The following is a 14173-nucleotide window of genomic DNA, read 5'->3' on the forward strand; positions in this document are numbered from 1 at the left end:
AATCCCGGGCGGGGTGCCCCGGAGGAGGTCGGGAATGGATCACGATACGCAACAGGGGGCGGGCCATGCGCCGGTCGAACTGCTGGTCTGCGTCAAGTGTCGGCGCGGCGAAGAGGTGCCAGAGGGCGGCGTACGCCCGGGCCAGCGCCTGCACGATGCGCTGGCGGCGCGCGAGATGCCCGAGGGGGTCACGCTGACGCCGGTGGAATGCCTTCAGAACTGCGACTACGGCTGTTCCGTCGCCATGCGCGGCGGGGCGGAACGCTGGACCTACGTCTACGGAAACCTTCACGAAGCGTCGCATCCGGACCTGCTGGCCGAGGGCGTGGCGCTGTATCATGCGGCCCGTGACGGGGTGATCCCCTGGCGCGCGCGGCCCGAACATTTCAAACGCAATTGCATCGCGCGCATCCCGCCCGAACAGGCCAAAGCGCCGGAAAAGGACAAGACATGACCGATCTCGCCAAGCTTCCCGTCACCGTGATCACCGGCTTTCTGGGCTCGGGCAAGACGACGCTGATCACCCACCTGATGCAGAACCCGGGCGGCAAGCGTCTGGCCGTGGTGGTCAATGAATTCGGCGACGTGGGCGTCGATGGCGAGATCCTCAAGGGCTGTGCCATCCCCGATTGTCCGGCGGAAAACATCATGGAACTCGCCAACGGCTGTATCTGCTGCACCGTGGCCGATGATTTCATCCCGACCATCGAGGCGCTGATGGCGCTGGACCCGCGCCCGGAACATATCCTGATCGAGACCTCGGGCCTGGCGCTGCCGAAACCACTGCTCAAGGCCTTTGACTGGCCCGATATTCGGTCGAAGATCACCGTAGATGGCGTGATCGCCCTGGCCGATGCCGAGGCGGTGGCCTCGGGGCGGTTCGCGCCAGACGTGGCAAAGGTGGATGCGCAGCGGCTGGCGGACGATTCGCTGGATCACGAGACGCCGCTGTCGGAGGTCTTCGAGGACCAGATTTCCTGCGCCGACATCATCCTGCTGACCAAGCCGGATCTGGCGGGGCCCGAGGGCGTGGCCAAGGCCAAGGAGATCATCGCCGCCGAGGCGCCGCGTCCGCTACCGGTGATCGAGGTGGCCGAGGGCGCCGTCGACCCGCGCGTGATCCTGGGGCTGGAAGCGGCGGCAGAAGACGACATGGACGCCCGTCCCAGCCACCACGACGACCACGATGACCACGAGCACGACGATTTCGAATCCATTGTCGTGGACATTCCCGAGGTGTCCGCCCCCGCCGACCTGGTGGCGCGGATCGAGGACCTGGCCAAGAGCCAGAACATCCTGCGGGTCAAGGGCTATGCCAGCGTTGCCGGCAAGCCGATGCGCCTGCTGGTGCAGGCGGTGGGCGCACGGGTGCGGCACCAGTACGACCGTCCCTGGAAAGCGGACGAGGCCCGCCAGGGTCGGCTTGTCGTGATCGCCGAACATGACGACATCCACCCCGAGGCGATCCGTGCCGTGCTGGGCGTGGCCACGGAGGCGGCAGAGTAGGGCGGGGGTCTCCCCGCCGCGCCGGAGCGGTGCCATGCACGTCATCTTTCGCGAAAGCCACGGACTCGAAGAGAGCGAGACCCCGACCGACCTGGCGCAAAGCCCGGCGGACCTGGTGGTGCTGTCCTTCTCGGATTCTGACCTCGGCGCCTTTGCCGCGGGATGGGAGCGCGGCGGCGGGCGCGAGGGGCGGATGCCCTCCCTGCGTCTGGCGAATATCGCGGCGCTGAAGCATCCGCTATCGGTCGACACCTATGTTGAACAGACGCTGGAGGGCGCCAAGGGCATCTTGATCCGCCTGATCGGCGGCGTGCCCTATTGGTCCTACGGCATCCAGCAGATCGCTGCCCTGGCGCAGGCGAAGGGGATCGCTTTGGCCGTTTTGCCCGGTGACGGGCGGGTCGATACGCGGCTGGACGAGGTTTCGACTCTGCCGGTCTCCACCCTGCGGCGGTTGGCCCATCTCTGCGACGCGGGCGGCGCGGTGGCGGCCCAGGCGGCGCTGGCGCAGATGGCGCTGGCGGCGGGGCTTTATGCCGGGCCGGTGCGTGGCGCCAAGGGGCTGCCCCAGGTGGGCGCCTGGCTGCCGGAGCACGGGGTCTGTTGCCCGGTCCTGGCCGCTGTGCGGGATGGCGAAGGCGGAGGGGGGCCGTCTGCCCCCCGCTTGCCGGAGGCAAGCCCCCCCGAGGGTATTTTCGCCAAGAAGAAGCCCGGGCCGCTGGTCTGTTTGGTCTTCTATCGCTCGTATCTCGTCTCGGCGGATATGGCGCCGATGGAGGCGCTGTGCGCGGCCTTGCGGGACCGCGGCTTTGACGTGATTGGGCTCTTTGCCCCGTCCTTGAAGACGCCGGGCGCCTCGGGTTGGCTGGCGCGGCAGGTGGCGCATCTGGCCCCCGTCGCCATCGTCAATGCCACCGCCTTTTCCGGGCGCGGGGCCGAGGGGGCCTCGCCGCTGGATGCGGGCGATGTGCCCGTTTTCCAGGTTGCTCTGGCCACCTCCTCGCGTGCGGCCTGGGCCGAGGCGGAGCGTGGGTTGTCGCCAGCCGACCTTGCGATGCACGTGGTGTTGCCGGAGGTTGACGGGCGGTTGTTCGCCGGGGCCGTGTCCTTCAAGGAGCCTCTGGCGCGCGATCCGGATCTGCAATTCGCCCGTGTCGCCCATGCGGTGGATGCGGTTCAGGTGGCGGCCCTGGCTGATCGTGTCGCGCGGTGGACCGGCCTGGCAGCCATGCCCGCGCGCGACCGGCGGCTGGCGCTTGTGCTTTCGACCTATCCCGGGCGCGACTGGAACCTGGCCCATGCTGTGGGGCTGGATGCACTTGCGTCGGCGGAGGCGATCCTGGAGGACCTGCGCACGGCGGGACACGGTGTCGAGGCGGGGGTGTCCGCCGATGACCTGAGGGCCGCGCGCGTGACCTGGCCGCTGCAGGATTATCGGGCTGCGCTGGCTTGCCTGCCCGAGGTGTTGCAGCAGGATCTGGCCGATGCCTGGGGGGCGCCCGAGACGGACGTGGATTGCGTTGACGGTTTCTTTTCCTTCCGCGTGTTGGAACGGGGCGGGGCTTTGGTGGCGCTGCAGCCGGAACGCGGCACGCCCGAGACGCGCGATGACGACTACCACGACCTGTCCCGCGTGCCGCGCCATGCCTATGTCGCCTTTTACCTGTGGTTGCAGGGGCAGGCAGATGCGCTGATCCACATCGGGGCGCATGGCACGCTGGAATGGCTGCCGGGCAAGGCGGTTGCGCTGTCCGGGGCTTGCTGGCCCGAGGCGCTGACAGGCGGTATGCCGGTGATCTATCCCTTCATCGTCAACGACCCCGGTGAGGCGGCGCAGGCAAAGCGCCGCATCGGCGCGGTGACGCTTGGCCATGTGCCGCCGCCCTTGCGCGAGGCCGCGGTTCCGGAACGGCTGGCCCGGCTTGAATCCCTTCTGGACGAGTTTTCCAATGCTGACGGGCTGGACCCGAAGCGGCGCGACCGGCTGATGCAGGACATCCGGGCAGAGGCGCAGGCGGTTGGTGTGGAAGGCGACCTTGGCCTCGAGATCGGCGCCAGCACCGCCGAGGCGATCACCCGGATTGACCGGTTCGTCTGCGACGTCAAGGAAAGCCAGTTCGGCGACGGGCTGCACGTCTGGGGCCGTATGCCCGTGGCGGGCGGCGGGTTCGATGCGGCGGACTCCGTTGCGTCGGAACGCAGGGCGCTGATCGACGCGCTGGATGGCAAGCGGATCGCTTCCGGTCCGTCGGGGTCACCTTACCGGGGGCGGACCGATGTGCTGCCGACCGGGCGCAACCTGTTTACCACCGATCCACGCTCGGTTCCGACACGCAGTGCCTATGCGCAGGGCGTCAAGCTGGGCGAGGAACTGGTGCGGCGGCATCTGCAGGACGAGGGCGACTGGCCGCGCGGGCTGATCGTCGATCTCTGGGGATCGGCCACCATGCGGACGGCGGGCGAGGAATTTGCGATGGCGCTGCACCTGCTGGGGGTGCGCCCGGTCTGGGACCAGGGCAGCGAGCGGGTGAGCGGGGTCGAGATCATCCCCATCGCCGAGCTGGAGCGGCCCCGGATCGACGTCACGCTGCGGGTGTCCGGCCTGTTCCGCGATGTCTTTCCGACGCTTTCGGTGTTGTTTGGCCAGGCGGTCAAGGCGCTCTCCGAACGGGACGAGGCGCGCGACTGGAACCCCTTTGTCGGGCGGGCCGGGGCGCGGGTCTTTGGCCCGGCGCCGGGGTCCTTCGGGCTCGGGATCGGGGCGCAGATCGGGGACTATTCGGACGGGTCGCGGCAGGCCGCGGGCGAGGCATGGCTTGCGGCCTCGGCCTGGGCCTACGACCGGGGGGAGGGCGAAAGGGATGCCGAGGGCCTGCGGGACCGGGTGCGCGCGGCAGAGGCATTTGTCCACTTGCAGGATCTGCCGGAAACCGACCTTCTGCTGGCCGAGGATTACGCCAGCCACGAGGCGGGCTTTGCCGCGGCGCAGGGTGTGACCGGGGGCAAGGCCGCGCTGTATCACATGGACAACACCGACCCCTCGCGGCCCCGCGCACGCGGTCTGACCGAAGAGATCGCCCGAGTGGTGCAGGCGCGGGCGGCGAACCCGGCCTGGCTGGCGGGGATGCAACGCCACGGGTTCCGGGGGGCGGCAGAGATCGCGGCGACGCTGGAAAACATGGCCGCCTTCGCGCAACTGGCGGACGTCGTGCCGGGGCATCTCTTTGACCTCTTTTACAACGCGACGCTGGGCGACGATGCGGTGACGGCGTTCCTGCAGGACGCCAACCCCGAGGCACTGGCGGCCATGCGGGCGCGGTTTGCAGCCCTACACGCGGCGGGGCTCTGGCAGACGCGGCGCAACTCGATCCTCGCCGCGCTGGAGGCGGCGGAATGAGCGCCCCCGAGATCAAGGGCTGGTGCCCTGGGGCCTGGCGCCCGATGCTGTCGGGCGACGAGCTGGTGGTGCGGGTGCGCCCGCATCTTGCGCGGCTGGACGCCGATCAGGCGCGGGGGCTGGCGGAGATTGCCGAGAGCCTTGGCAGCGGCGTGGTCGAGGTCACGGCCCGGGCCAACCTGCAACTGCGCGGGGTCACGGAGGCGGGCTATCCGCAGGTGATCGCCCGGCTGGATGCGCTGGGCCTCTTGCCCGGCGATGCCGAGAGCGAGGCGCGCCGCAACGTGATCCTCGATCCCTTTGACGATGGCCGGGCCGAACGCCTTGCCGAGGCGTTGTACCTTGGGCTGGAGGCGGCGCGCTTTGCGGCTTTGCCGGGGAAGTTCGGCTTCGTGGTCGATCCGGGGCCCAAGCGGCGGCTGGACGGGATCAGTGGGGACATCCGGATCGAAGCGGCGAAGGACGGGTTGATTGTCCGCGCCGATGGCTGCGCCACAGGGCGTCTTGTGACCGAAGCGCAGGCGGCGCCGCTGGCGCTGGACCTGGCGGCATGGTTCCTCGACAGCGGTGGCGTCGGGGGTGACGGGCGCGGGCGCATGGCGCGACACATCGCGGCGGGTGCGGATCTGCCTGACCCTTTGCGCGGCAATGCCATCCCGAATGACCCCGTCCCGGCCCCCGCGCCGGGACCTCTGGCCTCTGGATTTTGCGTGGCCGCCCCCTTTGGCCTCTTCACTGCACATGCCCTGCGCCACCTCGCCGAAACTGCCACTCAGCTTCGCGTGACGCCTTTCCGGATGCTCTACCTGCCCGGCATACCCACGCTGGACGCGCACGAGGATCTCGTCACAGCGCCGCGCGACCCGATCCGCCGGATCGAGGCCTGCACCGGCGCGCCCGGCTGCCCGCAGGCCAGCGTCGCCACCCGCGACCTGGCCCGCGCCCTTGCCCCGCATGTGCCCGAGGGCCAGCGCTGGCACGTCTCGGGCTGCGCCAAGGGCTGTGCCTTTCCGCGCGATGCCGACCGCACCCTGGTGGGGCGCGGCGGCGCATTCGATCTTGTCATGCCGGGGGCGCCGTGGGATGAGCCGCACCGCCGCGGGCTGACCCCTTCGGACATCAACGAACTCATCAGGCCCTGAACTCAATGCCCTATACATACGAAAAAGACGGCGCGGCCATCTACAAGGAGAGCTTTGCCACAATCCGAGCCGAGGCAGAGCTGGACCGCTTTGCCCGCGACGAGGAACAGGTGGTGGTGCGCATGATCCATGCCGCCGGACTGGTGGGGCTGGAACGCGACGTGAAGGTCTCGCCCGGCATGGTCGCGGCGGCGCGGACGGCGCTGGAGGCGGGCGCGCCGATCTTTTGCGATGCCTTCATGGTGTCCGAGGGGGTGACGCGCAAACGTCTGCCTGCGGGCAATGACGTGATCTGCACCCTGCGCGAGCCTGAAGTGCCGCAACTGGCGGCGCAACTGGGCACGACGCGCTCGGCGGCGGCGCTGGAACTGTGGCGCCCCCGGCTGGAAGGGGCGCTGGTGGCCATCGGCAACGCGCCAACGGCGCTGTTTCACCTGCTGGAAATGCTCGAGGACCCGGAGTGCCCGCGCCCGGCGGCGATCATCGGCTGCCCGGTCGGTTTTGTCGGCGCGCGCGAAAGCAAGGATGCCTTGTGGGAGGCACAGCCGGTGCCCTCGCTGATCGTCGAGGGGCGGCTGGGTGGCAGCGCCATCACCGTCGCGGCGATCAACGCCATCGCGAGCCGCGCGGAATGAGGGGCGGGACGGTTTTCGGCGTCGGGCTGGGCCCCGGCGACCCCGAGCTGATGAGCGTGCGCGCCGATCGTCTGGTCCGCAACGCGCGGCACGTGGCCTTTTTCCGCAAGGCGGGGCGGTCAGGCCGCGCACGCGGGATCGTCGACGGAATGCTGCGCGAGGATGCGGTGGAATTCCCGATGGAATACCCGGTCACGACCGAGATTCCGCTGTCCGACCCGCGCTACAACCAGATCCTCGCGGCCTTCTACGCCGATTGCGTCGCGCATCTGAAGGCGCTGGTCGCGGCGGGTGAGGACGTGGTGGTGCTCTGTGAAGGAGACCCCTTCTTCTACGGTTCTTTCATGCATCTCTATACCCGGCTCAAGGACGACGTGCCGGTGCATGTGGTGCCCGCGATTACCGGCATGTCGGCGGCCTGGACGGCGACCGGCGCGCCGGTCACCTGGGGCGATGACATCCTGTCCGTGCTGATGGGGACGCTGCCCCTGGCGGAACTGACGCGCGGGGCGCTGGATGCGGATGCGCTGGTGGTGATGAAGATCGGGCGCAACCTGCCCAAGATCCGCGAGGCGCTGCAGGCGGCGGGCAAGATGGACCGCGCCTGGTTGGTGGAATACGCCAGCATGGAGGGCCAGACCGTCATGCCGCTGGTCGAGGCGGATGACCGCGTGTCGCCCTATTTTTCCATCGTCATCGTGCATGGTCAGGGGCGGCGGCCATGAGCGGCTGGGTCGTGATTGCCGGGCTTGGCCCGGGGGACGAAGCGTTGGTGACCCCCGAAGTGTCGGCGGCCGTGCAGGAGGCGACCGATATCGTCGGCTATATTCCCTACGTGCGCCGCATCGCGCCGCGCGACGGGCTGCGCCTGCACGAAAGCGACAACCGCGTGGAACTGGACCGCGCGCGCCATGCACTGGAAATGGCGGCAGAGGGGCGACGGGTGGTCGTGGTGTCCTCTGGCGATCCGGGAGTCTTTGCCATGGCCTCGGCGGTGTTCGAGGCGGTGGAGGCCGGGCCGGACGCCTGGCGCGCGCTGGAGATCCGCGTGCTGCCCGGCATCACCGCGATGCTTGCGGCGGCGGCCAAGGCGGGTGCGCCCCTGGGCCATGATTTCTGCGCCATCAACCTTAGCGACAACCTCAAACCCTGGGCGTTGATCGAGAAACGCCTGCGGCTGGCGGCAGAGGCGGATTTTGCGATGGGGTTTTACAATCCCCGGTCCAAGTCCCGTCCCGAGGGCTTTGGCCGTGCCTTGGACGTGTTGCGCGAAGCCTGCGAACCGGAGCGGGTGATCATCTTTGCCCGCGCCGTGTCGACGCCCGAGGAAGAGCTGCGGGTGGTCCGCCTGAGCGATGCCACGCCCGAAATGGCCGACATGCGCACCGTCGTCCTTGTCGGCTCGTCCCTGACGCGGGTGATCGAGCGGGACGGCGCGCCTTGGGTCTACACTCCCAGGTCCGTCCCGGCATGAGCCAACCAGTCGAGCACCTCTGTCGGCGTCGCGACCTCGTGCCTGTCCGGCAGGGCGGGGCGGTCGATCATCACGACGGGGATGTTCAAGGCGCGCGCGGCGTCGAGCTTTGCCGAGGCGCCGCTGCCGCCCGCGTTCTTCGACACCACCAGGTCAATTCCGTGTTCCTGCATCAGCGCGCGGTCGCCATCGGGGGTGAACGGCCCACGATCCACGATGACATGGTATTCGGCAAAGGGCGGCGAGGTTTTCGGCGGATCGACCAGCCGCAGCAGGTAGAAATGCTGCGGGTTGGGGGCAAACTCGTCCAGGTGCATCCGGCCCACGGCCAGCATGACGCGGCGGGGCGTCGTGTCCAGCGCGGCGACCGCCCCGGCAATGTCCGGCACGTGGCGCCAGCGGTCGCCGGCCTGCGGCTGCCAGGCGGGCCGGGTCAGGGCCAGCATGGGGATACCCGCCTGTTGGGCCGCGTGCACCGCGTTCGCGCTCATCTGCGCGGCAAAGGGGTGGGTGGCGTCGACCAGGTGCGTGATGCCGGTGTCGCGGATGTACCTTGCAAGCCCCTCGATGCCGCCGAATCCGCCGACCCGCTGCGGCAAGGGCTGGCGGCGCGGGCGGTCGACCCGTCCCGCAAAGCTGACGGTGCCCCGAAGCCCGCGTTCCGCCATCAGGTTGGCCAGCGCCGTGGCCTCTGTCGTGCCGCCCAGGATCAGGAGGTTCGGGGTCATGTCTGAGGGCGCTCCCTGGCTGGTGATCATCGGTCTGGGCGAAGATGGACCGGAGGGGCTGTCCCCTGCAAGCCGTGCCGCACTGGAACGGGCCGAAATCATCATGGGGCCACCGCGTCACCTGGCCTTGCTGCCGGACATGGGCGCGGAGCGCGTGGAATGGCCGGTGCCTTTTGCCGATGGGCTGGATCTGTTGGAAGGGTACAGGGGCCGTCAGGTGGCGGTGCTGGCCTCGGGGGATCCCTTCTGGTTCGGCGCGGGCAGCGTGATCGCGCGGCGGTTCGAGCCCGGGGAGTGGCAGGCCTTGCCGGGGGTGTCCTGTTTCTCGCTTGTGGCGGCGCGGCTGGGCTGGGCCATGGACAAGGTGCTGTGCCTCGGGCACCACGCGGCGCCCTTGACGCGGTTGCGATCTTACCTGGCCCCTGGCGTGCGGATGATCCTCACCCTGCGCGATGGCGACGCCGTGGCGGACCTGGGCGGATACCTTGCCGGGCTTGGATTCGGCGCCTCGCGGCTTTGGGTGATGGAGGCGCTGGGAGGTCCGCGGGAACGCGTGACCGAGATGCTGGCAGGTGCGGCGTCCGGGGTGTTCTCGCACCCCGTTGTCGTGGCGGTCGAGATCGCGGGCGAAGGGGCCGTGCTGCCCTGTACCTCGGGCATCGACGACGGTTTTTTCGACAGCGACGGCGTGATGACCAAGCGCCCGATGCGGGCGCTGACCCTGTCGGCGCTGGCGCCCAAACCGGGGGAACGGCTTTGGGACATCGGCGGAGGCTCTGGCAGCATCGGGATCGAGTGGCTGCTGAGCCATCCGACGACCCAAGCCGTCGCCATCGAGCCGCGCGCGGACCGGATTGCGCTGATCCGCGCCAATGCGGCAGCGCTGGGCGTGGACCGCTTGCAGGTGGTCGAAGGCCGCGCGCCGGAGGCCCTGGCGGGGTTGGACGCGCCGGACGTGGTCTTTGTCGGCGGGGGATTGAGCGGGGACCTGCTGGACTGGTTGTTTTCGCACCTGCCCGGCGGAACGCGATTGGTGGCCAACGCGGTGACGCTGGAAAGCGAGGCGCAGTTGATCGCGGCCCATGCGGCGCGGGGCGGCGACCTGTTGCGGATCGAACTGGCGCAGGCGGCGGCCCTTGGCCCGCGCCGGGGATGGAAAGCCGCCTACCCGGTGGTGCAATGGAGCGTGACGTTGTGATCGTCGCGGGGTTCGGATTTCGTGGCGCGGTCTCGGTGCAGGGCCTGGCCGATGCATTGGACGGGGCTGGATCGGGGCAGACGGTCTCGGCGCTTGCCACCGCTGCGGACAAGGCGGAAACGCCAGTATTCATGGCCTTCGCACGCCAGATGGGGCTGCCGGTGATCGGGATTGACGCCGCCACGCTCTCGGCGCAGGAGGTGAGAACGCAATCGGTGGCCAGCACGGCGGCGCGCCAGACCGGCAGCCTTGCCGAGGCGGCGGCACTGGCGGCGGCGGGGCCGGGGGCGCGGCTGATCGTGACACGGGTCGTGTCAGAGGACCGAATGGCGACCTGCGCGCTGGCAGAAGGAGAGGGCGCATGACAGTTCATTTCATCGGGGCAGGACCGGGGGCAGCGGACCTTTTGACCCTGCGCGGGCGCGACCTGATCGCCGCCTGTCCGGTCTGTCTTTACGCCGGATCTTTGGTGCCCGAGGCGGTGCTGGCGCATTGCCCGCCGGATGCGAAGATCGTGAACACGGCGCCGATGGATCTTGACGCCATCGTCGCGGAAATCGCCGCGGCCCATGCCGAGGGCATGGACGTGGCGCGGCTGCACTCCGGCGACCTGTCGGTCTGGTCGGCGATGGGTGAACAGCTGCGGCGGCTGGACGCTCTGGGCATTCCCTATGACGTGACGCCGGGCGTGCCTTCTTTCTCGGCGGCGGCGGCAGCTCTGGCGGTGGAGCTGACGGTGCCGGAACTGGCGCAATCCGTTGTCTTGACGCGCACGCAAGGCCGCGCCTCGCCCATGCCCGAGGGCGAGAGCCTCGCGAATTTCGCCCGCACGGGTGCGACGCTGGCGCTGCACCTGTCGGTGGGGCAACTGGAAAAGGTTCAGGCCGACCTGCTGCCCGGCTATGGCGCCGATTGTCCCGTGGCCGTGGTCTATCGCGCCAGCTGGCCCGACCAGCGGGTGATCCGCTGCACGCTGGGCACGCTGACAGAGGCGGTGGACGACGGGATCTCGCGCACGGCGCTGATCCTTGTAGGCGCAGCGCTGGGCGAGGGGCCGCGTGCGGAAAGCCGGCTCTATGCGGCGGATTATGACAGGCGCTACCGGCCGCAGAGCGCCGATAGCCCCTGGGCGGAGTGGCAACATGGCGATGACTGATCTTCCCCCCGGCCTGATGATCTCGGCCCCCGCCTCGGGCACCGGCAAGACCACCGTCATGCTGGGACTGCTGCGGGCCTTGCGCGACGAGGGGCTGTCTGTGCAGCCCTTCAAGTCCGGCCCCGATTACATCGACCCGGCCTTTCACCTCGCGGCCAGCGGGCGGGCGTCGTTCAACCTGGATACCTGGGCGATGGACGGTGGCTTGCTGGATGCGGTCGCGGCGCAGGCGGGTGGCGCGGATATCTGCATCGGCGAAGGGTCGATGGGGCTTTATGACGGTGTGGCGACGCGCGGGCAGTCGGGCTTCGGCTCTTCGGCGGAGACGGCGCGGCGCATGGGCTGGCCCGTCGTGTTGGTCGTCGATGTGGGTGGACAGGCGCAATCGGCAGCGGCCACGGCGATGGGATTCCGTGATTACATGCCCGACCTGCCCTTTGCGGGGGTGATCCTGAACCGCTGCGCCTCGCCCCGGCATGAACGGCTGACGCGGCTGGGCATGGAGAAGGCGGGAATCAAGGTCCTGGGCGTGCTGCCCCGGCGCGGTGACCTGACCCTGCCGGAACGCCACCTGGGCCTGATCCAGGCGGTCGAGCACCCCGACCTTGAGGCGGCGATCGCGGGCTATGCCGATTTCCTGCGTGATCACGTGGACCTTGCCGCGATCCGGGCGGTGGCGGATGGGCGGTCGGACGCCCCGGCCACCGGGCTGCGCCCGGCAGCGGCCCGCCCGCCAGCCGCATCCGACTTGCCCCGCCCCCCGGCGCAGCGGATCGCGCTGGCCCGGGACGCGGCGTTTTCCTTTACCTATCCGCATTTGCTGGAAGGATGGCGCGCGGCAGGAGCCGAGATCCTGCCGTTTTCGCCGCTCGCGGACGAGGCGCCCGATGACAGCGCCGACATGGTCTGGTTGCCCGGCGGCTACCCCGAATTGCACGCCGGGCGGCTGGCCGCGGCGGAGCGTTTCCGAGCGGGATTGCGGAGTTTTGCCGAGACGCGGCCCGTGCATGGCGAATGCGGTGGATACATGGCGCTTGGCGCAGCATTGGTGGACAAAGAGGGCGTTTCGCACCGGATGGCGGGCCTTTTGGGGCTGGTCACCTCGTATGAAAAGCGCAAGTTCCACCTGGGATATCGCCGCGCGGTGCTGGAGGCGGAGATGACGGGCTTTGCGCCGGGGACAGCCCTGCGCGGGCATGAATTCCACTATTCCACTATCCTCGACCAACCCGACGCGCCGCTGGCGGCGGTCGCGGATGCGGATGGCAACCCGGTGCCAGAGACCGGCTCTCGCAAGGGGCATGTCACCGGCACCTTCTTTCACCTGATCACGGCGGAGGTTCCGGCATGAGCGGTTTCGTCAGTTTCGTGGGCAGCGGGCCGGGCGATCCCGAGCTTCTGACGCTCAAGGCCGTGGACCGGCTGAAGCGCGCCGATGCGGTGCTCTTCGATGACCTGTCCTCTGGGCCGATCCTGACCCATGTTCGCCCAGGTGCTGACCTGATCGGCGTGGGCAAACGGGCCGGGCGGCCCTCGCCCAAGCAGAACCATGTCAGCCAGTTGCTGGTGGAGTACGCGCAGGAGGGCGGGCGGATTGTCCGTTTGAAATCAGGGGATTCCGGGCTGTTCGGGCGGCTTGAGGAAGAACAGGTGGCGCTGCGCGCGGCGGGCATCGACTATGAGATCATCCCCGGCATTCCCTCTGCCGTGGCGGCGGCGGCGGCCTGTGGCATTCCCCTGACCCGGCGGCTGACGGCGCGGCGGGTGCAATTCGTCACCGGGCATGATGCCAGCGGCGCGTTGCCCCCGGACCTGGACCTCAAGGCGCTGGCCGATCCGGGCGCCATGACCGTGGTCTTCATGGGCAAGCGGACCTTTCCGAAACTGGCAGAAGCCTTGATTTCCAATGGCTTGCCAGGGACGACCCCGGCCATCCTGGCCGAGGCGGTCTGTACCTCCGAGCAGAGCCTGCACAGGGACACGGTGGCGGGTCTGTCGGCGCGACTGGCGGGCGAGATCGGGACCAAACCGGCGCTGATCCTGTACGGGCCGATGGCCGAATTGGGGGTGGGGTTTGACTGAGCTCTGGCTGGTCGGGATCGGGACAGGCAACCCGGACCATCTGACCTTGCAGGGCCAGCGCGCATTGCGCGAGGCCGCGACGGTCCTGATCCCGCGCAAGGGCGTGGCCAAGGAGGACCTGGCCGAGGTGCGCCACGAGATATTGCGGCGCGCGGGCGCGGTGGCACAGGTTGTGCCCTTTGACATGCCGGTTCGGGATGAGAACCTGCCCTACCAGGAGCGGGTGGCGCGCTGGCACGACGCCATTGCCGACCGCTGGATTGCGGCGCTGGACGGCGCGCCCGAAGGGCCCGTGGCGCTGCTGGTCTGGGGCGATCCGGGGTTGTACGACAGCACGTTGCGGATTGCGGAACGGCTGAGCGGCGAGGTGAAAGTCAAGGTTTTTCCGGGGGTTACGGCGCTTCAGGCGCTGACGGCCGCCCATGCGATCCCGTTCAACACGGTCAATGGGGCGGTCATGGTCACGACCGGACGACGTCTGCGTGATCACGGCTGGCCCGCGGGGGCAGAGACCGTGGTGGTCATGCTGGATGGTGAGTGTTCCTTTCAACAGATTGATCCAAAAAGGATTTCGATCTGGTGGGGCGGCTTTCTGGGGATGCCGGAACAGGTGCTGGAGGCCGGTCCTCTGGCGGAAACATCCGCCCGGATCGTGGCCACGCGAGCCGAGGCGCGGGCGCGGCACGGCTGGATCATGGACACCTACCTGATGCGGAAAGACGAGCGGGGCTGAGGCCCCGGATCTTGTACGTTTTGTACAAAACGTACGTCGAAATCAGCATTTTGTACAAAGCGGCAAGGGATCGTTAACCCATTGCCGTGACCGTCGCGGACCGCTCCGGGAAATCCGGACTC

General features: G+C 69.0%; 14 protein-coding genes. 13 read left to right on the top strand and 1 reads right to left on the bottom strand.

All coding sequences use genetic code 11. The features are described from left to right. Positions 1 to 34: 34 nt before the first annotated feature. Genes BLQ71_RS21625 through cobJ form a run of 7 tightly spaced genes read left to right on the top strand, consistent with a single transcriptional unit; the run spans position 35 to position 8154 of the window. Positions 35 to 454 (top strand): DUF1636 family protein, encoded by a 420-nt coding sequence (locus BLQ71_RS21625; protein WP_074623213.1) that lies wholly within the window; start codon positions 35 to 37, stop codon positions 452 to 454. Then, positions 451 to 1506, top strand: a complete 1056-nt coding sequence (gene cobW, locus BLQ71_RS21630; RefSeq protein ID WP_043146487.1) for a cobalamin biosynthesis protein CobW — start codon at positions 451 to 453, stop codon at positions 1504 to 1506. Before BLQ71_RS21625 ends, cobW begins: the two co-directional genes overlap by 4 nt. A gap of 34 nt (positions 1507 to 1540) precedes the next feature. After that, entirely contained in the window at positions 1541 to 4903 is a 3363-nt protein-coding gene (gene cobN / locus BLQ71_RS21635) for a cobaltochelatase subunit CobN (protein WP_074623214.1), read from the top strand. After that, the gene (locus BLQ71_RS21640) at positions 4900 to 6045 is read left to right on the top strand and encodes a ferredoxin-like domain-containing protein (protein WP_074623215.1); all 1146 of its coding nucleotides are present in this window, start codon (positions 4900 to 4902) and stop codon (positions 6043 to 6045) included. The genes cobN and BLQ71_RS21640 overlap by 4 nt, the downstream gene beginning before the upstream one ends. 5 nt (positions 6046 to 6050) lie before the next feature. Then, the gene (locus tag BLQ71_RS21645) at positions 6051 to 6680 is read left to right on the top strand and encodes a precorrin-8X methylmutase (RefSeq protein WP_074623216.1); all 630 of its coding nucleotides are present in this window, start codon (positions 6051 to 6053) and stop codon (positions 6678 to 6680) included. Then, on the top strand, positions 6677 to 7405 hold the full coding sequence (locus BLQ71_RS21650; RefSeq protein WP_074623217.1) for a precorrin-2 C(20)-methyltransferase: 729 nt from the start codon (positions 6677 to 6679) through the stop codon (positions 7403 to 7405). The genes BLQ71_RS21645 and BLQ71_RS21650 overlap by 4 nt, the downstream gene beginning before the upstream one ends. Beyond that, the gene (gene cobJ, locus BLQ71_RS21655) at positions 7402 to 8154 is read left to right on the top strand and encodes a precorrin-3B C(17)-methyltransferase (RefSeq protein ID WP_074623218.1); all 753 of its coding nucleotides are present in this window, start codon (positions 7402 to 7404) and stop codon (positions 8152 to 8154) included. Before BLQ71_RS21650 ends, cobJ begins: the two co-directional genes overlap by 4 nt. Here the strand turns inward: cobJ and BLQ71_RS21660 are convergent. Further along, positions 8127 to 8882 (bottom strand): cobalt-precorrin-6A reductase, encoded by a 756-nt coding sequence (locus BLQ71_RS21660; protein WP_074623219.1) that lies wholly within the window; start codon positions 8880 to 8882, stop codon positions 8127 to 8129. The two genes, cobJ and BLQ71_RS21660, sit on opposite strands and share 28 nt — an antisense overlap. Here BLQ71_RS21660 and cbiE point away from each other — a divergent pair. From cbiE to cobF, 6 genes are read left to right on the top strand one after another with little or no spacing between them, the layout of a single operon-like run. Then, complete coding sequence (gene cbiE / locus BLQ71_RS21665) at positions 8881 to 10080, top strand: precorrin-6y C5,15-methyltransferase (decarboxylating) subunit CbiE (RefSeq protein ID WP_074623220.1); 1200 nt, start codon at positions 8881 to 8883, stop codon at positions 10078 to 10080. The two genes, BLQ71_RS21660 and cbiE, sit on opposite strands and share 2 nt — an antisense overlap. Beyond that, a complete protein-coding gene (locus tag BLQ71_RS21670; protein ID WP_074623221.1) occupies positions 10077 to 10445 on the top strand; it encodes a cobalamin biosynthesis protein in 369 nt (122 codons plus the stop codon). The genes cbiE and BLQ71_RS21670 overlap by 4 nt, the downstream gene beginning before the upstream one ends. Further along, entirely contained in the window at positions 10442 to 11236 is a 795-nt protein-coding gene (cobM, locus tag BLQ71_RS21675) for a precorrin-4 C(11)-methyltransferase (RefSeq protein ID WP_074623222.1), read from the top strand. The genes BLQ71_RS21670 and cobM overlap by 4 nt, the downstream gene beginning before the upstream one ends. Continuing rightward, the gene (locus BLQ71_RS21680; RefSeq protein ID WP_069209614.1) at positions 11229 to 12587 is read left to right on the top strand and encodes a cobyrinic acid a,c-diamide synthase CobB; all 1359 of its coding nucleotides are present in this window, start codon (positions 11229 to 11231) and stop codon (positions 12585 to 12587) included. The genes cobM and BLQ71_RS21680 overlap by 8 nt, the downstream gene beginning before the upstream one ends. Then, entirely contained in the window at positions 12584 to 13318 is a 735-nt protein-coding gene (cobA, locus tag BLQ71_RS21685; RefSeq protein WP_074623223.1) for a uroporphyrinogen-III C-methyltransferase, read from the top strand. The genes BLQ71_RS21680 and cobA overlap by 4 nt, the downstream gene beginning before the upstream one ends. Then, positions 13311 to 14051 (top strand): precorrin-6A synthase (deacetylating), encoded by a 741-nt coding sequence (gene cobF, locus BLQ71_RS21690; RefSeq protein WP_074623224.1) that lies wholly within the window; start codon positions 13311 to 13313, stop codon positions 14049 to 14051. Before cobA ends, cobF begins: the two co-directional genes overlap by 8 nt. The last annotated feature ends 122 nt before the right edge of the window (positions 14052 to 14173 follow it).

The sequence above is a fragment of the Antarctobacter albus genome (assembly GCF_900101505.1).
Classification (GTDB): Bacteria; Pseudomonadota; Alphaproteobacteria; order Rhodobacterales; family Rhodobacteraceae; genus Antarctobacter; species Antarctobacter albus.